Here is a 15,368-nt window from a genome sequence, read left to right as displayed (position 1 = left end):
TAATCCTACGGCCTGAAACGAGCCGTATATGGGATTTGCTTTGATTGTAGTAGTTATTTTTTAATGGCTTTGGGCTATAATTTTGAGTTTTAGACATTAATCTTTTGCAATAGCTTTTGGTTTTACCTTCCTAACCTAAGATTTGATTAGATTTTTGCGTGTTCGACCTTGATTTTGACTTTTGTCTCCATAGATACCTCAGGCCTCGATGAAGCATTAGGGTCTATTGGTACTATTTTGGGTGTTTGTGCAGGCGATTTGTTTCTACTTTCTCGGCCAATGTGCTTTTCGTACCATTCAGCATCAGGTTTTATGATTTCTATCTCACTATCTGTGGATTGACATGAAACGCATTTTATTTTTTCCTCTTCTTCGTCTTCCGTTATTTGTAGTAAGGCTTTCACTATCTGAAACAATGTTCTTATGGTTTGACCATTTTCTTTGATGAGTGCCGGGATTGTTATTTTTATTTTTTCGGATTTTGATTTGGTCATGATGCCATATGTTCTTACTTTTTGAAAGTTGGCAGGTAAGACATGTATCATGATTTGTCGCATGGCTACTATGGGGTCGAGTTGCTTGATCGCTTTAGGCGCTGCTTCATTGGGTTTTTGATTTGTGTAGTCATTGTATTCCATTTTTACGATCTGTTGTTTTTCATCATACTGTATTTTTTATTACTTACTCCTATTCTGCATATGTATCGACCTAGGTATTCTTCTATGACTTTGGTATGAGCAGTAGGTGGCGTGTTGTGTACACACCACCTCACTTCTTTGGTACTATTGATGATACCTTTTACTGTTTGATAATACGATGGATCGATTTTCTGCAGCTGACTTTCCAGCTCTTTGATAAAGATGGTTTTGAAGGTGCTACATATTTTGCGATACGGTGCGATTTTATTTTTTCGTTTGGGCCATACCCATTTGCCATCCTTGCTTACACCTCCAAAGGTGACCAGGGTATGCAGGTGTATATGTTGTTTGAGATCTGAGCCAAATGTATGCAGTACGGCTGTCATTCCGGGTGTACCTCCTACATTTTCTGGGTCTCTTGCCAGTCGTTCTATGGTGAGCCAAGCTGCCTTAAATAGCACGCCATACAATAGTTTTGGATGGCCTTTTCCTATATAATTTAGCTCGTGAGGTATGGTAAAGATGATGTGCTGATAGGGACATTTAAGCATCTTGCTCGCCAGCTTGTCTTGCCATTGTATACGTTTTATACTTTGACATTTTGGACACTGATTATTGCCACATGACTTATATAAATAGGTCTTCTTTTTGCAACTTTTACAACTTATTACGATCCCTCCGAGCGCAGGTGTTTTACATTTACTTACATCTTTGATAAATTTGATCTCGTGCTGCTGCGGTTTGTATAGGTGGATATACGATTCTTTGTATGCTCTAAATAATGATCCTATGTCTGTGAATTGCCCATCAGACTGATTTGTATCGTTGTGATCGGATGGATTATGCTTTGACTCTGAAAGTTTACACATAAATGAAGGTATATCGAGGTCGTTTTTAGATTGGTGTGACCTAACATCTTCTGTATATATACAATATTCGTTCCATGTTCCATGTGATGGGTAGCGTAGCAATGACGCAATGTATGTGGGCTCACATCATGGATGATGCCTGCTTTCTCTTTAGCTCGTTTCATGGCATGCTGTATGTTGCGTTCAGGCAGTGCATCTTGTGTTGTCTCCCCATAAAAAAGTCTGTCTGTAGGTCTGTAGATTTTGTAATATTGTCTTAATATTTCTATCAATTCCATCGGTACATCTACATATCTGTCTTTGTGACCCTTGCCTTTATCTATCTTGATCTGTAGTCTATCAGAATCAATGTCTTTTACCTTGACCGACAAGGCCTCACTTATGCGCATCCCCGTAGCGTATAGGAAGATGAATAAGGCTTTGTATTTAAGATTGCGTACGTGCGAAATGAGCTTTTGTACTTCTTCTTTTGATATGACATTGGGCAGTTCTTTATTTACTTTGGGTCGTGGGAACATCGGGGTATTCCACACTTGTTGAAGTACTTCAACAACGTATTTTTTAATAGCTGAGTAATCCATATTGATGGTCTTCCAATCCATTTTTTGACTGTATCTATATAAAAGATATTGTTTTACAGCAGCATCTGTAAATGGATCTTCTATGCTCTGATCGTTACAATATTGGAGATACTTCCTCAATATTGTCAGGTAAGATTTCCGGGTTTTAACTGGTGAATTGAGCAATATCAGTCGCTCATCATAAGCCTTCAGGTGGTTGTGTACAGGTATCATTTTATTGTTATTTATTTATACCTGGTAGGCCAAATATCATGCCTAATAACTTGTCTTACTGATATTTAGATATATTTATTTTTAGGTTTGTTCAACGTTTTGCGGCTTTGCGAAGGTGGCGATTTTCACCACTAAACTTCAATCGAAGAACTGAACTTGAACCTACCACAAAACTGTCATACGAAGCACTGAACCGCCACTTTTGCAAAACCGCTGTTGTGTGCTGCCCTTCTGTTTTATTCGTTTGGTTGTCAGTCATTTATGTTCGTTTTTGTCGTGCGTTGGCTTGGTGGCTCTTTTGCAAAACTTTGGCTGTGGGACGGCTTGAGCGGTTTTGCAAATGTGCCACCAATAGCTAGGGCTTATTGTTCTGTTTTGTCTCCATTTTTTACCAAGTCTTCTGCTAACATTTTCGCTTGTGTGATTACTGTGTCAACCGCTTTTTCTTGTAAGTCTGGCGGATAACCGTGTAGTCTTAAAATTCGTCTGATGTTTCGTCTTAATGCTGATTGAACACTTTCTTTAATTGTCCAATCTATGGTCGTGCTGTTGCGTACTGTTTTTAAAAGTTCTTGGGCTATATGTTTTAGAATGTCGTCACCCAATACGGCTACTGCACTGTTGTTTACTTCCAAAGCTGTATAAAAGGCATATTCTCTGTAATCCAATCCCAATTTGTCGCCCCGTTTGTCGGCTTCTTTCATTTGCTCGGCAAAGGGGATAAGGACTTTTTCCAAAAACTCTACCGTGTCAATCATTCCGTTGTGGTAGCGTTTTATGGCATCTTCCAACATTTCAGAAAATTTCTTACTCTCTACCAAGTTGATTTTTGTCCGCTTTTTGATTTCGTCTTTGAGTAGTTTTTTCAATAACTCAACGGCTAAATTCTTTTGTGGTAAGTCTTTCAGTTCTTGCAAAAAGCGTTCATCTAAAATCTCAATGTTTGGTTTTTTCAGTCCTGCTGCATCAAAAATGTCAATTACATTGTCGGCTGTGATGGCTTCCGAAATGATTTGCTTGATGGCTGTATCCATTTCATCATCTGTTTTGCCGCCTTCGTTTCTGTCTGATATTTTTACCAATCTTGATTTGATGGCTTGGAACAATGCCACATCATCACGGATTGCCATTGCTCGGTCGTGGGGAACAGAAATAGCAAATGCTTTCAAAAGGTTTTTGGTGTTTTCAGTAAAACTCTGCTCTCCGTTTTCCTGACTGAAAATGTAATCGACGATAACGGGAATAAATCTTAGTTTTTCTTCGGGTGTAAGTGTGAAGAATTTACGCCAATCAAAATGTCTTAACTGATAGTCGATTGCTTCGTGCAATTCTAACATTTTGGCAACTGCCAATTCCTGGTCAAGTGTCGGTTTGCCTTCGCCACCGCTTGCGGTGTAGTCGGCTAAAGCGGTTTTTAGTTCTTGAGCAATACCCAAATAGTCCACAATTAAACCGCCTGATTTACCTTCAGTAAATACTCGGTTTACTCTTGCTATGGCTTGCATTAGGTTGTGACCACGCATTGGCTTGTCCACATAAAGCGTATGCAAACAAGGTGCGTCAAAACCTGTGAGCCACATATCCCGAACAATAACTAATTTCAAACTGTCATTCGGGTTTTTCAAACGGTCGCCAATTGCTTTTCTTCTCGGCTTGTTGCGAATGTGGGATTGCATCTTCAGGGCATCACTACTGCTGCCCGTCATAATTACTTTTATCGTTCCTTTATCATCATCATCTGAATGCCAAAACGGACGGATTTTGATAATGGCATCATAGAGTTCAACGCAAATTCTGCGGCTCATACAAACTATCATAGCCTTGCCTTCCAATACTGCGTTGCGTTGTTCGAAGTGATAGACCAAATCTTCGGCAATTTTTTGAAGTCGGTTTGGATTGCCTACAATGGCTTCTAAGCGTGTCCATTTGGCCCGCATTTGTTGGCGATTGCTCAATTCTTCGCCTTCGGTGAGTTCTTCAAACTGCTCGTCAATGGTTACTTTTTCATCTTCTTCAAAATAGACTTTTGCCAAACGGCTTTCATAGAAAATCGGAACGGTGGCTTTGTCTTCAACGGCTTGTTGAATGTCGTAAATGTCCACATAGTTACCGAAAACTGCTTGTGTGTTTTTGTCCGTGGTTTCAATGGGCGTACCTGTGAAACCTATAAATGTTGCATTGGGTAAAGCATCACGCAAATGTTTGGCAAAGCCATCAATAAAATCATATTGGCTTCTATGGGCTTCATCAGCAATCACTACTATGTTTTTGCGTTCGCTCAACGCTTGTATGTCTGCACCGATATATTCTACACTTGGCTCACTTACAATATTTGGATTTTCAGTTTGCACAATGTCGGTTTGCATTGGCATAAACTTCTGAATGGTAGTGAATACAATACCACCTGAAGCAACTTTCAATAATTTCCTTAAATCTTTTCGGTCTTCTGCTTTTTGCGGTTCTTGTCTTAAAAGTTGTTGGCAATTGGTAAATGTTTCGCGCAATTGCTCGTCCAAATCGTTTCTATCGGTAAGAATAACCAAAGTGGGGTTTTCCATTCTCGGCTCAATGATGAGCTTGCCCGAAAAGAAAACCATACTCAAACTTTTGCCACTACCTTGTGTATGCCATATCACACCGCCACGCCTGTCGCCATTGCTTCCGCTTGCGGTTACGGTGCTTTCAACGGCTTTGTTTACAGCATAATATTGATGATAGGCAGCTACTTTTTTGAGTGTTTTGCTGTCGCTTTTTTCAAAGACGATAAACTGACGGATTAAATCTAACAGCGTGTGTTTGTTCAACATTCCGTGAAACATCACTTCCATTTGGGGTTGCAAATGGTCGGCTGTGGTTTGTCCGTCTTTGGTTTTCCACGTCATAAACCTGCCGAAATCGCTGGTAATGGTGCCACAACGAGCATCCCAACCATCGCTGATGATGAGCAAACTGTTGTAAGTGAATAGCGAAGGAATGGCTTGTTTGTAAGTTTGCAGTTGGTTGAATGCCGATTTCAGGTTGGCGTTTTCGTCCACCGCATTTTTGAGTTCTATCACCACCAAAGGCAAGCCGTTTACAAACAAAATAATATCTGGGCGTTTGTTTTGGTTTCCTTCTACTATTGTAAATTGGTTGATGGCTACAAACTCGTTGTTCTCGGGGTTTTCAAAGTCAACGATATAAATTTTCTCACCACGAATGCCACTATCGGTTCTCATTTCTACATCTACGCCATCTGTCAGGTATCGGTGAAAGTTTTCGTTGTTGATTAAGGCATTGGGGCTTTCAGTACGCAATACTTTTTTCAGGGCATCTTCTTTGGCATCTTGCGAAAGGGTAGGGTTGAGTTTGTCTATGGCATCACGCAAACGAGTAACCAACACCACTTCGTTGTATTGCCTTTCAGGGTGCTCACCATCAGGGGAAATTACCGTTCCCAACTGATAGGTATAGCCCAAACCTTGCAAGTAGCTAAGGGCAATATCTTCTATTTCGTTTTCGGTGATGCTGTTTCTCATACTACTTCTAATTGTCCGCTCATTAACTTGGGTAGAAGTGTGTCACGGGTTTGGGTTAGATTATCTATTTGTATTTCATTTTCAAGGATTTTCTCATAAAATGATTTCATAGTTAAATAGAACTTCTGAGATATTTCTAAATCAGGCAAAATGATTTCAGTACCATAAATTAAAGTTGGGGAGATATTTGCTTGCCCCCCTGAACTTGTTGCACTTGAAATGAAATATTTCTGGAATTCAATTGATGAAAGTAAAATGGTTAAGTAGTATTTTAGATGTGCATAATCTGGGATTAAATCAATAACTGAAACTCTTTGGTTTAAGAGATATTCACCCTGTCTTTGAAAAAGAGCCACTTTCCCGACCCAAGTATCAGGCGTACCATTCATTCTATTGCCCGACATTGTAATTAGTATTTCATTTGGGTTTATTAGGTACTTTTTTGCTTTGTCCGCAACTTCTCTACTCACATAACTAAGGTCGGTCAAGAGTATTTTATTAGGTTTTACGTTTTTTATTTTAATAACAGGTACGCCTTCATTGATAAAATCAGTTCCTTTAAAAGCAAATCCATTTTTAACTTTTACAATTTCATCCAAAGTTATTTTTCTCCATCCCTTCGGCAGTCCATCCACCAACTCGCCATCAAAACCCGGAAAGTTGAAATTGACAAACCACTCTTTGAAAATGGCTTGTGCCATTGCTTCCAAAGTTTGGTTCATTTGCAGATTGAGTTCTATTTTGTCGTCAAGCGAAGTAAGGATTTGGGCGATTTCTTTTTGGGTGAATGTGTCGGGAATTAGCCATTCAGAATTTTCTAATTGCGTCCAATCTGCTCGTGGCATTCGTGTTCCTGTACTTCCTGAATTAGCAATGTTTGTGAAATCTTCTGTCGCGATTAGATAGTAAAGAAAATCCCGTTCAACTGGTTTCTTATTTTTGATTACATAAATATCTGTTGAGCAAACACCTTCAAATTTTGGCTGATACACTTTTCGGAAGTAAGGACGCAATTTGCCATAAAGTATATCACCGCAATAAAACTTGAACTTATTACTAATGACGCTTTTTGAACTCCCAATGCCATTAAGCCGTAAACTCTGTTGCTCAATATGTTCTAAGCCGATGTAAGGCTGCTCTGTTCCATTCGGAGTAATCTGCTCTTTCCGCAATTCAGCAATCTCGCTCAACTTATATGTTTTCCACTCACTCATTCTAAATCACCATTTTTGTAATAAACCAACTCACATTCATCCAAAGTGGGCATTAGGCGAATGAATAAGCCTAATCCATATTGATAGTCGTTGAATTCCTGATGTGTGAATCCTCGAAGTTTTTCGTCATCCCTGCCATTTCCACTCCAATAGCCTTTAAATTCTATCACCACAATATTTTTATCATTGAATCCCCTATGATGTAAAATGATGTCGGGTAAGATGCCTTGTGGTGCATTAAAACCTTCCATATTTTTTGTATTGTGCAAATTGCGGTTGTATTCGGCATCAATCGTCAGGTCAGCATCATCACCAAAAGATGTGAGCTCAATGATTTCAGAAAAGTAAAGCCCAAACCTGAAAGAAATCGACCTTTCGTGTGCCCGTCTTTCAATCAACGAAAAGTCTTGACTATAAACCCGTTCTAATGCAGATGCAATTGCTCCTTTGATTTCAGCTGTTTGGTTATTGGTTAGTATCATATTTGATGCATTACTTTAAATTGTTGAGCGAAAAGCTCAGACAGAAAAAAGTAGGATGTTAAATCCTTGGGCTTTTCTGATTTTGGCTTGGATATAAATCGAATCTTATCATCACCAACCGAGATTAGACCGATATTGTGTTCTTTAAGCAAGTCTAAATCTACTCGGTGGATGTTTTTTTCAGGATAGGCTAAATACGACTGATGCGAAAAAAACTTGTACCGTAAAGCTTGATAAAATCCCGATTTCCAATCATTTAGTTTAGCTTCAACCGATAATAAATTTCGGGTGTGTGCCTTGTACTTTCTATTCCGTACAATTATTTCACCTTCATACCCAATAAAATTATTCACTTCAAGATGGGCAAGTAAGTTTTTCAGTCTGGTCTTGTCAATGCTGCTTTTCTGTAAATACTTTGTGGTTAAGTGTTTATTCTGTTGAAATAGATTCACGAAAAGAGACATTAAGGCATAATCATTCAGATATAAATCTTCATCACTCATTTCTGTTGTAAAGACCAAATCGGCAACTCCATTCCCTGTGCTGAATTCAGTCGTAATGTATTCTGTTTTGAAAACCTTGGATAGGTTGTCAATCAATACTGGTATCATTTCACTTTCGTATCGAAACATAGGGCTATCTTATATTTTCAAAAACTTCTTTCCAAACTACTAGATGCTTATAGTCATCTGGTTTATAAACGGCAGTTAAGCGTCTATAATTTTGAATGGCTTCATTAATTCGATTCAAAAAGTAGGCGTGTTTATTTTGTGTGTTTTTAATGACTTCAATTTCTTCGTGTATTGCCTTTAGAAAATGTAACTTATTATTTTGAGATTGAATTACGTCTTGTGCTAACTTGCCCTTGCAGTATTGACATTGACAAGCCCCTAAAATGCTAGAAATTTGATTAAGACGTGTTGGTATTTTCCTTTCAATTGGAACAGTCCCAAGTAATTGTTGGAAATAATATCTCTCATATAAATTGTAAGGCTGAGATTTGTCTTTGTGTAAATCTTCTGAAAAAGATTCAAATCTTGCTGAACCTGATGAAAAACCTGCTATACCTAGACAAAGCAACCCTAATCCTAAACTACCTAATCTTCCGGCAATTAATGGTCGGCCTGTGTTATCCTGAAGCTTCAATAATGTGTCTATATAATGAAATAGAGTTATTGCGGTGGTTGATTTATCTATTCCATCAGCGTATACAATATAACCATCACATTCGTGAGCCGAGTAATAATTAAGCAAATCATTTTTATACTGGTCGTTAATTAGACTACTTGCGTTGATACAAATTCCCGCGTATAGTTTTTTATCTGCATATTCAGGAACAGAGTTTTTGTAATCAATTGCTTCCTTGAGTAATTTAATGTCTAAATCAAACCATTGCTCTACTGGGTTTTGCTTGTAGGTAGGCAATACATTGGTGTTATGCGTGTAGTGGTAAGGTGAAACTAAAATATCTGCATTTAATTTAACTTCTTCGTCAATTACCAATTTCACATAGTCCTGTTGCTTTTTGTAGGTATTAAGGTATGCAGGTGTTATTACTTCAAAATTCTGCGGACAATAAGGTAGTTTTTTTAGACCTTCCCTGTCAGCATAAGTATCATAAGCAAACCTTATAGTTTCAGGGTCAACAATTCGTAAGAATTGTGGTTGCTGAATGATGTTAAACAGTGTTTTTTGTCTGAATTGGTGAATTGCAGGAAACTCTACAAAAATCGGATGAGTATGGCTTTCTGTATAATTTTTTAGCACCGTCCCGTCATCCAATAACCGCAGCATAAATCTTGGAGTTGTATCATATTCTCGCGTTGGAAGTGCTTCATCTGATTCAAAGACTGAAATCAATTCGTCTATATTCAAATAACGCTGATATGGATTCTTCTCAAGAAGTTTGAAAATTATGTTTTCATATTTGTTCTTGATGTCAGCAAAGTATTTTCTTGGTGGTATAGGGTTTTCGTTCTTAATCTTATCAATCAACTCGGGAAGATTGGTAAAATCATAAGGAACTTTTGAAGTTAACATTTCATAGAGAATGACTCCCAAAGTATATAAATCGCTTCTCTTGTCAATATTTTTACTGTCTGTAATTTGCTCAGGTGAAGAATAAAGCGGAGAGCCTAAAAAATTGCCTGTGCTGGTAAGGGTTGTATAGTCTATTACTTTAGAAATTCCGTAATCAAGAATTTTAACTTTATCTCCATTCACAATAATATTCTCAGGCTTCAAATCCCTGTGAATAATTCCTTTGCCATCATCATTACCCCTGATTTGGTGCAACGCTTTGATGCCTTGTAGTATGTTCCTAAAAATGGAAATGATTTGTCCTTCGTTTTGTAAAGCATTCTTTTTTATAAGTTTCTGTAGTGTCTCTCCTTCGGCAAACTCCATCACCAAAAAGTAAGATGGGACACTTAAATCACTGCCTTTAAAATCATCAACATATTTTATCAAATATGGATGATTTACGGTTTTCATTATATCAATTTCTCGCTGAATACGGTTGTTTTGACCGCTTTGCTTGTATTCTTGAAGTATGTAATCTTCTCGGAAAACCTTAATGGCATATAAGCTGCCGTCTTTTGTAGCCTTATAGACTGAACCAAATCCACCTGCACCGATAAATTCGGTGAAAGTATATCCATTCAGTGTTTGATTTATTAGAGCCATATTTTCAAATTATAAATCCAATTTTCTCTAAGTTAACTTTTATCGCTTCATCCAACTCATTGGCTTGCTGCATTTGCTCTGAAAGGGTAGAAGTGAGCATTTGCATTTTTTCACCAAATGCCTGTCCGTCTTCTGCTACTTCTTTAAAATCAATGTATCGCCCTGGGGTTAGGATATAATTGTTTTTGCGGATGTCCTGAATGTTGGCAGACTTGCAAAATCCTGCAATGTCTTGGTATTCTGTTTCAAATTCTTTGCTTCTCCATTTGTGGTAGGTGTCAGAAATTTTGGCAATGTCTTCATCCAATAATTCCTTTTGTTTACGACTTATCATTGTGCCTAATTCTCGGGCATCAATAAAAAGCACTTCATTGGTGCGGTTTCGGAATTTGGTGGTTTCGGTTTTGTTGCGAGCTAAAAACCACAAACAAGCGGGAATTTGCGTGTTGTAAAACAACTGCGAAGGCAAAGAAACCATACAGTCCACCAAGTCGGCTTCAATCATTGCTTTTCTGATTTCGCCTTCTGTGGCAATTTCTGAACTCATACTTCCATTAGCCAAAACAATTCCTGCCGTTCCGTAAGGGGCAAGTTTGCTCACAAACAACTGCAACCAAGCATAGTTGGCGTTGCCTGTTGGCGGTACGCCAAATTTCCATTTGTGGGCTTCGGCTTTGTTGATGTTGTAATCGCTCACGTTGAAAGGCGGATTGGCAATAACATAGTCCACTTTCAATTCGGGGAACTTGTCGTTCATCAAGGTATCGCCCAATTCGATTTTGGCATCAATCCCACGGATAGCCAAATTCATTTTCGCCAATTTGTATGTGGTCGGGTTGCTCTCCTGTCCGAAAATGGAAATTTTGCCTTTGCGGTGTTCGTGCATTTCAATGAAGCGTTCACTTTGTACGAACATACCACCACTACCACAACAGCCGTCATAAACCCTTTTTTCGGGTTCGGGTGCAAGCATATCCACCAAAATTTTCACAATGCTTTGTGGTGTGTAAAACTGTCCGCCTTTTTGCCTTCGGCATCTGCAAACTGTCCCAAGAAATATTCAAATACAAAGCCCAAAACGTCTTTGCCTTTTCCGTTTCCGCCTTTGCTCAGTGTGATTGAGCCAATTAGGTCAATGAGTTCTCCAAGTCTTTGTTTGTCGAGTGCTGGTCTTGCGTAGTCTTTTGGCAAAACACCTTTCAACGAAGCATTGTCACGTTCAATGCTGTCCATTGCTTCGTCAATGTCTTTACCGATTGTCGGTAATTTTGCTCTGCCTTGTAACCATTTCCAACGTGCTTGCGGTGGCACATAAAAAACTCGTTCTGCTGTGTATTCGTCTTTGTCTTCGGGGTCGGCTCCTGTTTCGTGTTTGGTTGCTTCTAATTTTTGGTACAATTCATCAAAAGCATCTGAAATATATTTTAAGAATATCAAACCCAAAACAACGTGTTTGTATTCAGCCGCATCCATATTGTTGCGAAGTTTGTCGGCTGCTTGCCAAAGGGTTTTTTCTAATTCTAAATTCTCGCTCATTTGTTGTCTGTTATTCTTAATTTTTAATTGGCAAAGTTAATTTTTAAATGCCTGTTATTGTTGTAAAACCGTGTCTAATGTCGGTGGGTGCGTTGGGGCAAAAGCAAATGTGCTGCATTGGGTCGGCTTTGAGCGTGGGGATGCAGCTCTTTTGATTTTGCAGAAGCGTTGGCATTTTGTCTTTCATTTTTCTGTTCGTTTGTTGTCGGTCGTGTCGTCTTTTAGGGTTGCACACAACGGTTAGGCTATGTGATGGATGAAGCGATAGCGAATCTATCATCATAGCCGTTGTTGTGTGCTTTATTATTTTAGGCATGATTTATTGACAATCCCATGTAAAATATGCTCTTTCAAAATCTTTAGTTATTAAGCTTTCAATACTAATAAAAACATGTCCAATTCCAACATCTCCAAAAATAATATTTTCATCACTATCAATTTGAATTAATTGAATATCATCTTCGTTTCTGGTTCCATAATCTCTTGGGTCATCTTGTGTAAACTCAGCGTAACCTCCCAATTTATGGCCACTAGCATCAAAATAATTATAAAATTCACTTTGTTCAGTTTCACTTAATTGATCTATAAATTCATACCAATCTTGATCTCCAAATTGAAATTTGAATTGATTATCTGTTAAGCCAGCATTTTCAATAGACATCTCAAAACTCAACTCATGAACAAATAGAATCGGCATATCTTCATAATCTTTTTGATTTATAAATGAAAAGTCTTCCAGAAATTCACTTTCAGTTTCAGATTTGGTATGATACACAATTTTAGACTCTTCTTCGTACCAATTAGCTCCCGACAGAAATAATTGCAATATTCCGTTTTCGGGAAAATTTATTAGCTGTGGTATTTCTTCAAAATTTATTTGAGCAGCCATTAACATTGGTTTACCATTTTTGTCTATAGGATATATTTTTGATTTAGGATAAAATGGAAATCCTAAAAACTTGCTCGTTTTTATATCTAATTGATCTTCAAATGCAGAAATATTTAAAGATTTTGCGTTTATTTTTACAAACTCTCTTTTGTATTTTTTCAATTCTGTTTCGAATTTATTTAGAAATTTTGGTATCATTATTATTTAGTTATTATTGCACACAACTCATAGGAATATCTACGAATTCGCATGTACAAAGATAAATTAATTGCACAAAACCCAAAGCGAATTTGTAGATATTTAAGTTGAACGAGCCGTATATGGGGATTTGCTTTGATTGTAGTAGTTATTTTTTATTGGCTTTGGGCTATAATTTTGAGTTTTAGACATTAATCTTTTGCAATAGCTTTTGGTTTTACCTTCCTAACCTAAGATTTGATTAGATTTTTGCGTGTTCGACCTTGATTTTGACTTTTGTCTCCATAGATACCTCAGGCCTCGATGAAGCATTAGGGTCTATTGGTACTATTTTGGGTGTTTGTGCAGGCGATTTGTTTCTACTTTCTCGGCCAATGTGCTTTTCGTACCATTCAGCATCAGGTTTTATGATTTCTATCTCACTATCTGTGGATTGACATGAAACGCATTTTATTTTTTCCTCTTCTTCGTCTTCCGTTATTTGTAGTAAGGCTTTCACTATCTGAAACAATGTTCTTATGGTTTGACCATTTTCTTTGATGAGTGCCGGGATTGTTATTTTTATTTTTCGGATTTTGATTTGGTCATGATGCCATATGTTCTTACTTTTTGAAAGTTGGGAGGTAAGACATGTATCATGATTTGTCGCATGGCTACTATGGGGTCGAGTTGCTTGATCGCTTTAGGCGCTGCTTCATTGGGTTTTTGATTTGTGTAGTCATTGTATTCCATTTTTACGATCTGTTGTTTTTCATCATACTGTATTTTTTTATTACTTACTCCTATTCTGCATATGTATCGACCTAGGTATTCTTCTATGACTTTGGTATGAGCAGTAGGTGGCGTGTTGTGTACACACCACCTCACTTCTTGGTACTATTGATGATACCTTTTACTGTTTGATAATACGATGGATCGATTTTCTGCAGCTGACTTTCCAGCTCTTTGATAAAGATGGTTTTGAAGGTGCTACATATTTTGCGATACGGTGCGATTTTATTTTTTCGTTTGGGCCATACCCATTTGCCATCCTTGCTTACACCTCCAAAGGTGACCAGGGTATGCAGGTGTATATGTTGTTTGAGATCTGAGCCAAATGTATGCAGTACGGCTGTCATTCCGGGTGTACCTCCCTACATTTTCTGGGTCTCTTGCCAGTCGTTCTATGGTGAGCCAAGCTGCCTTAAATAGCACGCCATACAATAGTTTTGGATGGCCTTTTCCTATATAATTTAGCTCGTGAGGTATGGTAAAGATGATGTGCTGATAGGGACATTTAAGCATCTTGCTCGCCAGCTTGTCTTGCCATTGTATACGTTTTATACTTTGACATTTTGGACACTGATTATTGCCACATGACTTATATAAGTAGGTCTTCTTTTTTGCCACTCCTACAACTTATCACTATCCCTCCGATCGCGGGTGTTTTACATTTACTTACATCTTTGATAAATTTGATCTCGTGCTTCTGCGGTTTGTATAGGTGGATATATGCTTCTTTGTACGCTCTAAATAGTGATCCTATGTCTGTGAATGGCCCATCAGACTGATTTGGATCGTTGTAATCGGATGGATTATGCTTTGACTCTGAAAGTTTACACATAAATGAAGGTATATCGAGGTCGTTTTTAGATTGGTGTGACCTAACATCTTCTGTATATATACAATATTCGTTCCATGTTCCATATGATGGGTAGCGTAGCAATGACGCAATGTATGTGGGCTCACATCATGGATGATGCCTGCTTTCTCTTTAGCTCGTTTCATGGCATGCTGTATGTTGCGTTCAGGCAGTGCATCTTGTGTTGTCTCCCCATAAAAAAGTCTGTCTGTAGGTCTGTAGATTTTGTAATATTGTCTTAATATTTCTATCAATTCCATCGGTACATCTACATATCTGTCTTTGTGACCCTTGCCTTTATCTATCTTGATCTGTAGTCTATCAGAATCAATGTCTTTTACCTTGACCGCCAAGGCCTCACTTATGCGCATCCCTGTAGCATATAGGAAGATGAATAAGGCTTTGTATTTGAGATTGCGTACGTGCGAAATGAGCTTTTGTACTTCTTCTTTTGATATGACATTGGGCAGTTCTTTATTTACTTTGGGTCGTGGGAACATCGGGGTATTCCACGCTTTTTGAAGTACTTCAACAAAGTATTTTTTAATGGATGAGTAATCCATATTGATGGTTTTCCAATCCATTTTTTGACTGTATCTATATAAAAGATATTGTTTTACAGCAGGATCTGTAAATGGATCTTCTATGCTTTGATCGTTACAATATTGGAGATACTTCCTCAATATTGTCAGGTAAGAAATCCGGGTTTTAACTGGTGAATTGAGCAATATCAGTCGCTCCTCATAAGCCTTCAGGTGGTTGTGTACAGGTATCATTTTATTATTATTTAATTATACCTGGTAGGCCAAATACCATGCCTAATAACTTGTCTTACTGATATTTAGATATATTTATTTTTAGGTTTGTTCAACGGTTTCGGGCTTGGCGAAGGTGGCGATTTTCACCACAAATGTTGATGCGGAG

Annotated in this window: 13 protein-coding genes and 1 pseudogene; all 14 read right to left on the bottom strand. The window is 38.0% G+C overall.

Annotated features, from left to right (window positions below; genetic code table 11):
- Positions 1-146: 146 nt before the first annotated feature.
- The gene (locus tag IPK35_22475; protein ID MBK8055956.1) at positions 147-638 is read right to left on the bottom strand and encodes a hypothetical protein; all 492 of its coding nucleotides are present in this window, start codon (positions 636-638) and stop codon (positions 147-149) included.
- A gap of 2 nt (positions 639-640) precedes the next feature.
- Complete coding sequence (locus IPK35_22470) at positions 641-1,507, bottom strand: transposase zinc-binding domain-containing protein (protein MBK8055955.1); 867 nt, start codon at positions 1,505-1,507, stop codon at positions 641-643.
- The gene (locus tag IPK35_22465) at positions 1,426-2,301 is read right to left on the bottom strand and encodes a tyrosine-type recombinase/integrase (protein ID MBK8055954.1); all 876 of its coding nucleotides are present in this window, start codon (positions 2,299-2,301) and stop codon (positions 1,426-1,428) included. The genes IPK35_22470 and IPK35_22465 overlap by 82 nt, the downstream gene beginning before the upstream one ends.
- Positions 2,302-2,663: 362 nt before the next feature.
- Positions 2,664-5,819, bottom strand: coding sequence for a type I restriction endonuclease subunit R (locus tag IPK35_22460; GenBank protein ID MBK8055953.1), 3,156 nt, complete (start codon positions 5,817-5,819; stop codon positions 2,664-2,666).
- Positions 5,816-7,033 carry a restriction endonuclease subunit S gene (locus tag IPK35_22455; protein ID MBK8055952.1) on the bottom strand — a complete coding sequence of 406 codons (1,218 nt, stop codon included), beginning with the start codon at positions 7,031-7,033 and terminating at the stop codon, positions 5,816-5,818. Before IPK35_22455 ends, IPK35_22460 begins: the two co-directional genes overlap by 4 nt.
- Positions 7,030-7,515: a hypothetical protein gene (locus IPK35_22450; GenBank protein MBK8055951.1), complete on the bottom strand. Its 486-nt coding sequence runs from the start codon at positions 7,513-7,515 to the stop codon at positions 7,030-7,032. Before IPK35_22450 ends, IPK35_22455 begins: the two co-directional genes overlap by 4 nt.
- The gene (locus tag IPK35_22445) at positions 7,512-8,147 is read right to left on the bottom strand and encodes a hypothetical protein (GenBank protein ID MBK8055950.1); all 636 of its coding nucleotides are present in this window, start codon (positions 8,145-8,147) and stop codon (positions 7,512-7,514) included. The genes IPK35_22450 and IPK35_22445 overlap by 4 nt, the downstream gene beginning before the upstream one ends.
- A 4-nt stretch (positions 8,148-8,151) precedes the next feature.
- On the bottom strand, positions 8,152-10,200 hold the full coding sequence (locus tag IPK35_22440) for a serine/threonine protein kinase (GenBank protein ID MBK8055949.1): 2,049 nt from the start codon (positions 10,198-10,200) through the stop codon (positions 8,152-8,154).
- Between the two features lie 4 nt (positions 10,201-10,204).
- Positions 10,205-11,736, bottom strand: a pseudogene (locus IPK35_22435) (SAM-dependent DNA methyltransferase).
- Between the two features lie 319 nt (positions 11,737-12,055).
- The gene (locus IPK35_22430; protein MBK8055948.1) at positions 12,056-12,823 is read right to left on the bottom strand and encodes a DUF1963 domain-containing protein; all 768 of its coding nucleotides are present in this window, start codon (positions 12,821-12,823) and stop codon (positions 12,056-12,058) included.
- 241 nt (positions 12,824-13,064) lie between these two features.
- Positions 13,065-13,334 (bottom strand): hypothetical protein, encoded by a 270-nt coding sequence (locus tag IPK35_22425; GenBank protein ID MBK8055947.1) that lies wholly within the window; start codon positions 13,332-13,334, stop codon positions 13,065-13,067.
- Between the two features lie 50 nt (positions 13,335-13,384).
- Positions 13,385-13,690: a transposase gene (locus tag IPK35_22420; GenBank protein MBK8055946.1), complete on the bottom strand. Its 306-nt coding sequence runs from the start codon at positions 13,688-13,690 to the stop codon at positions 13,385-13,387.
- 129 nt (positions 13,691-13,819) lie between these two features.
- A complete protein-coding gene (locus IPK35_22415) occupies positions 13,820-14,212 on the bottom strand; it encodes a transposase zinc-binding domain-containing protein (protein ID MBK8055945.1) in 393 nt (130 codons plus the stop codon).
- A gap of 132 nt (positions 14,213-14,344) precedes the next feature.
- Complete coding sequence (locus IPK35_22410; protein MBK8055944.1) at positions 14,345-15,220, bottom strand: tyrosine-type recombinase/integrase; 876 nt, start codon at positions 15,218-15,220, stop codon at positions 14,345-14,347.
- Positions 15,221-15,368: the final 148 nt, after the last annotated feature.

Source organism: Saprospiraceae bacterium (assembly GCA_016713025.1).
Lineage (GTDB): Bacteria > Bacteroidota > Bacteroidia > Chitinophagales > Saprospiraceae > OLB9.
This window is presented reverse-complemented; position numbering and strand designations above follow the sequence as displayed.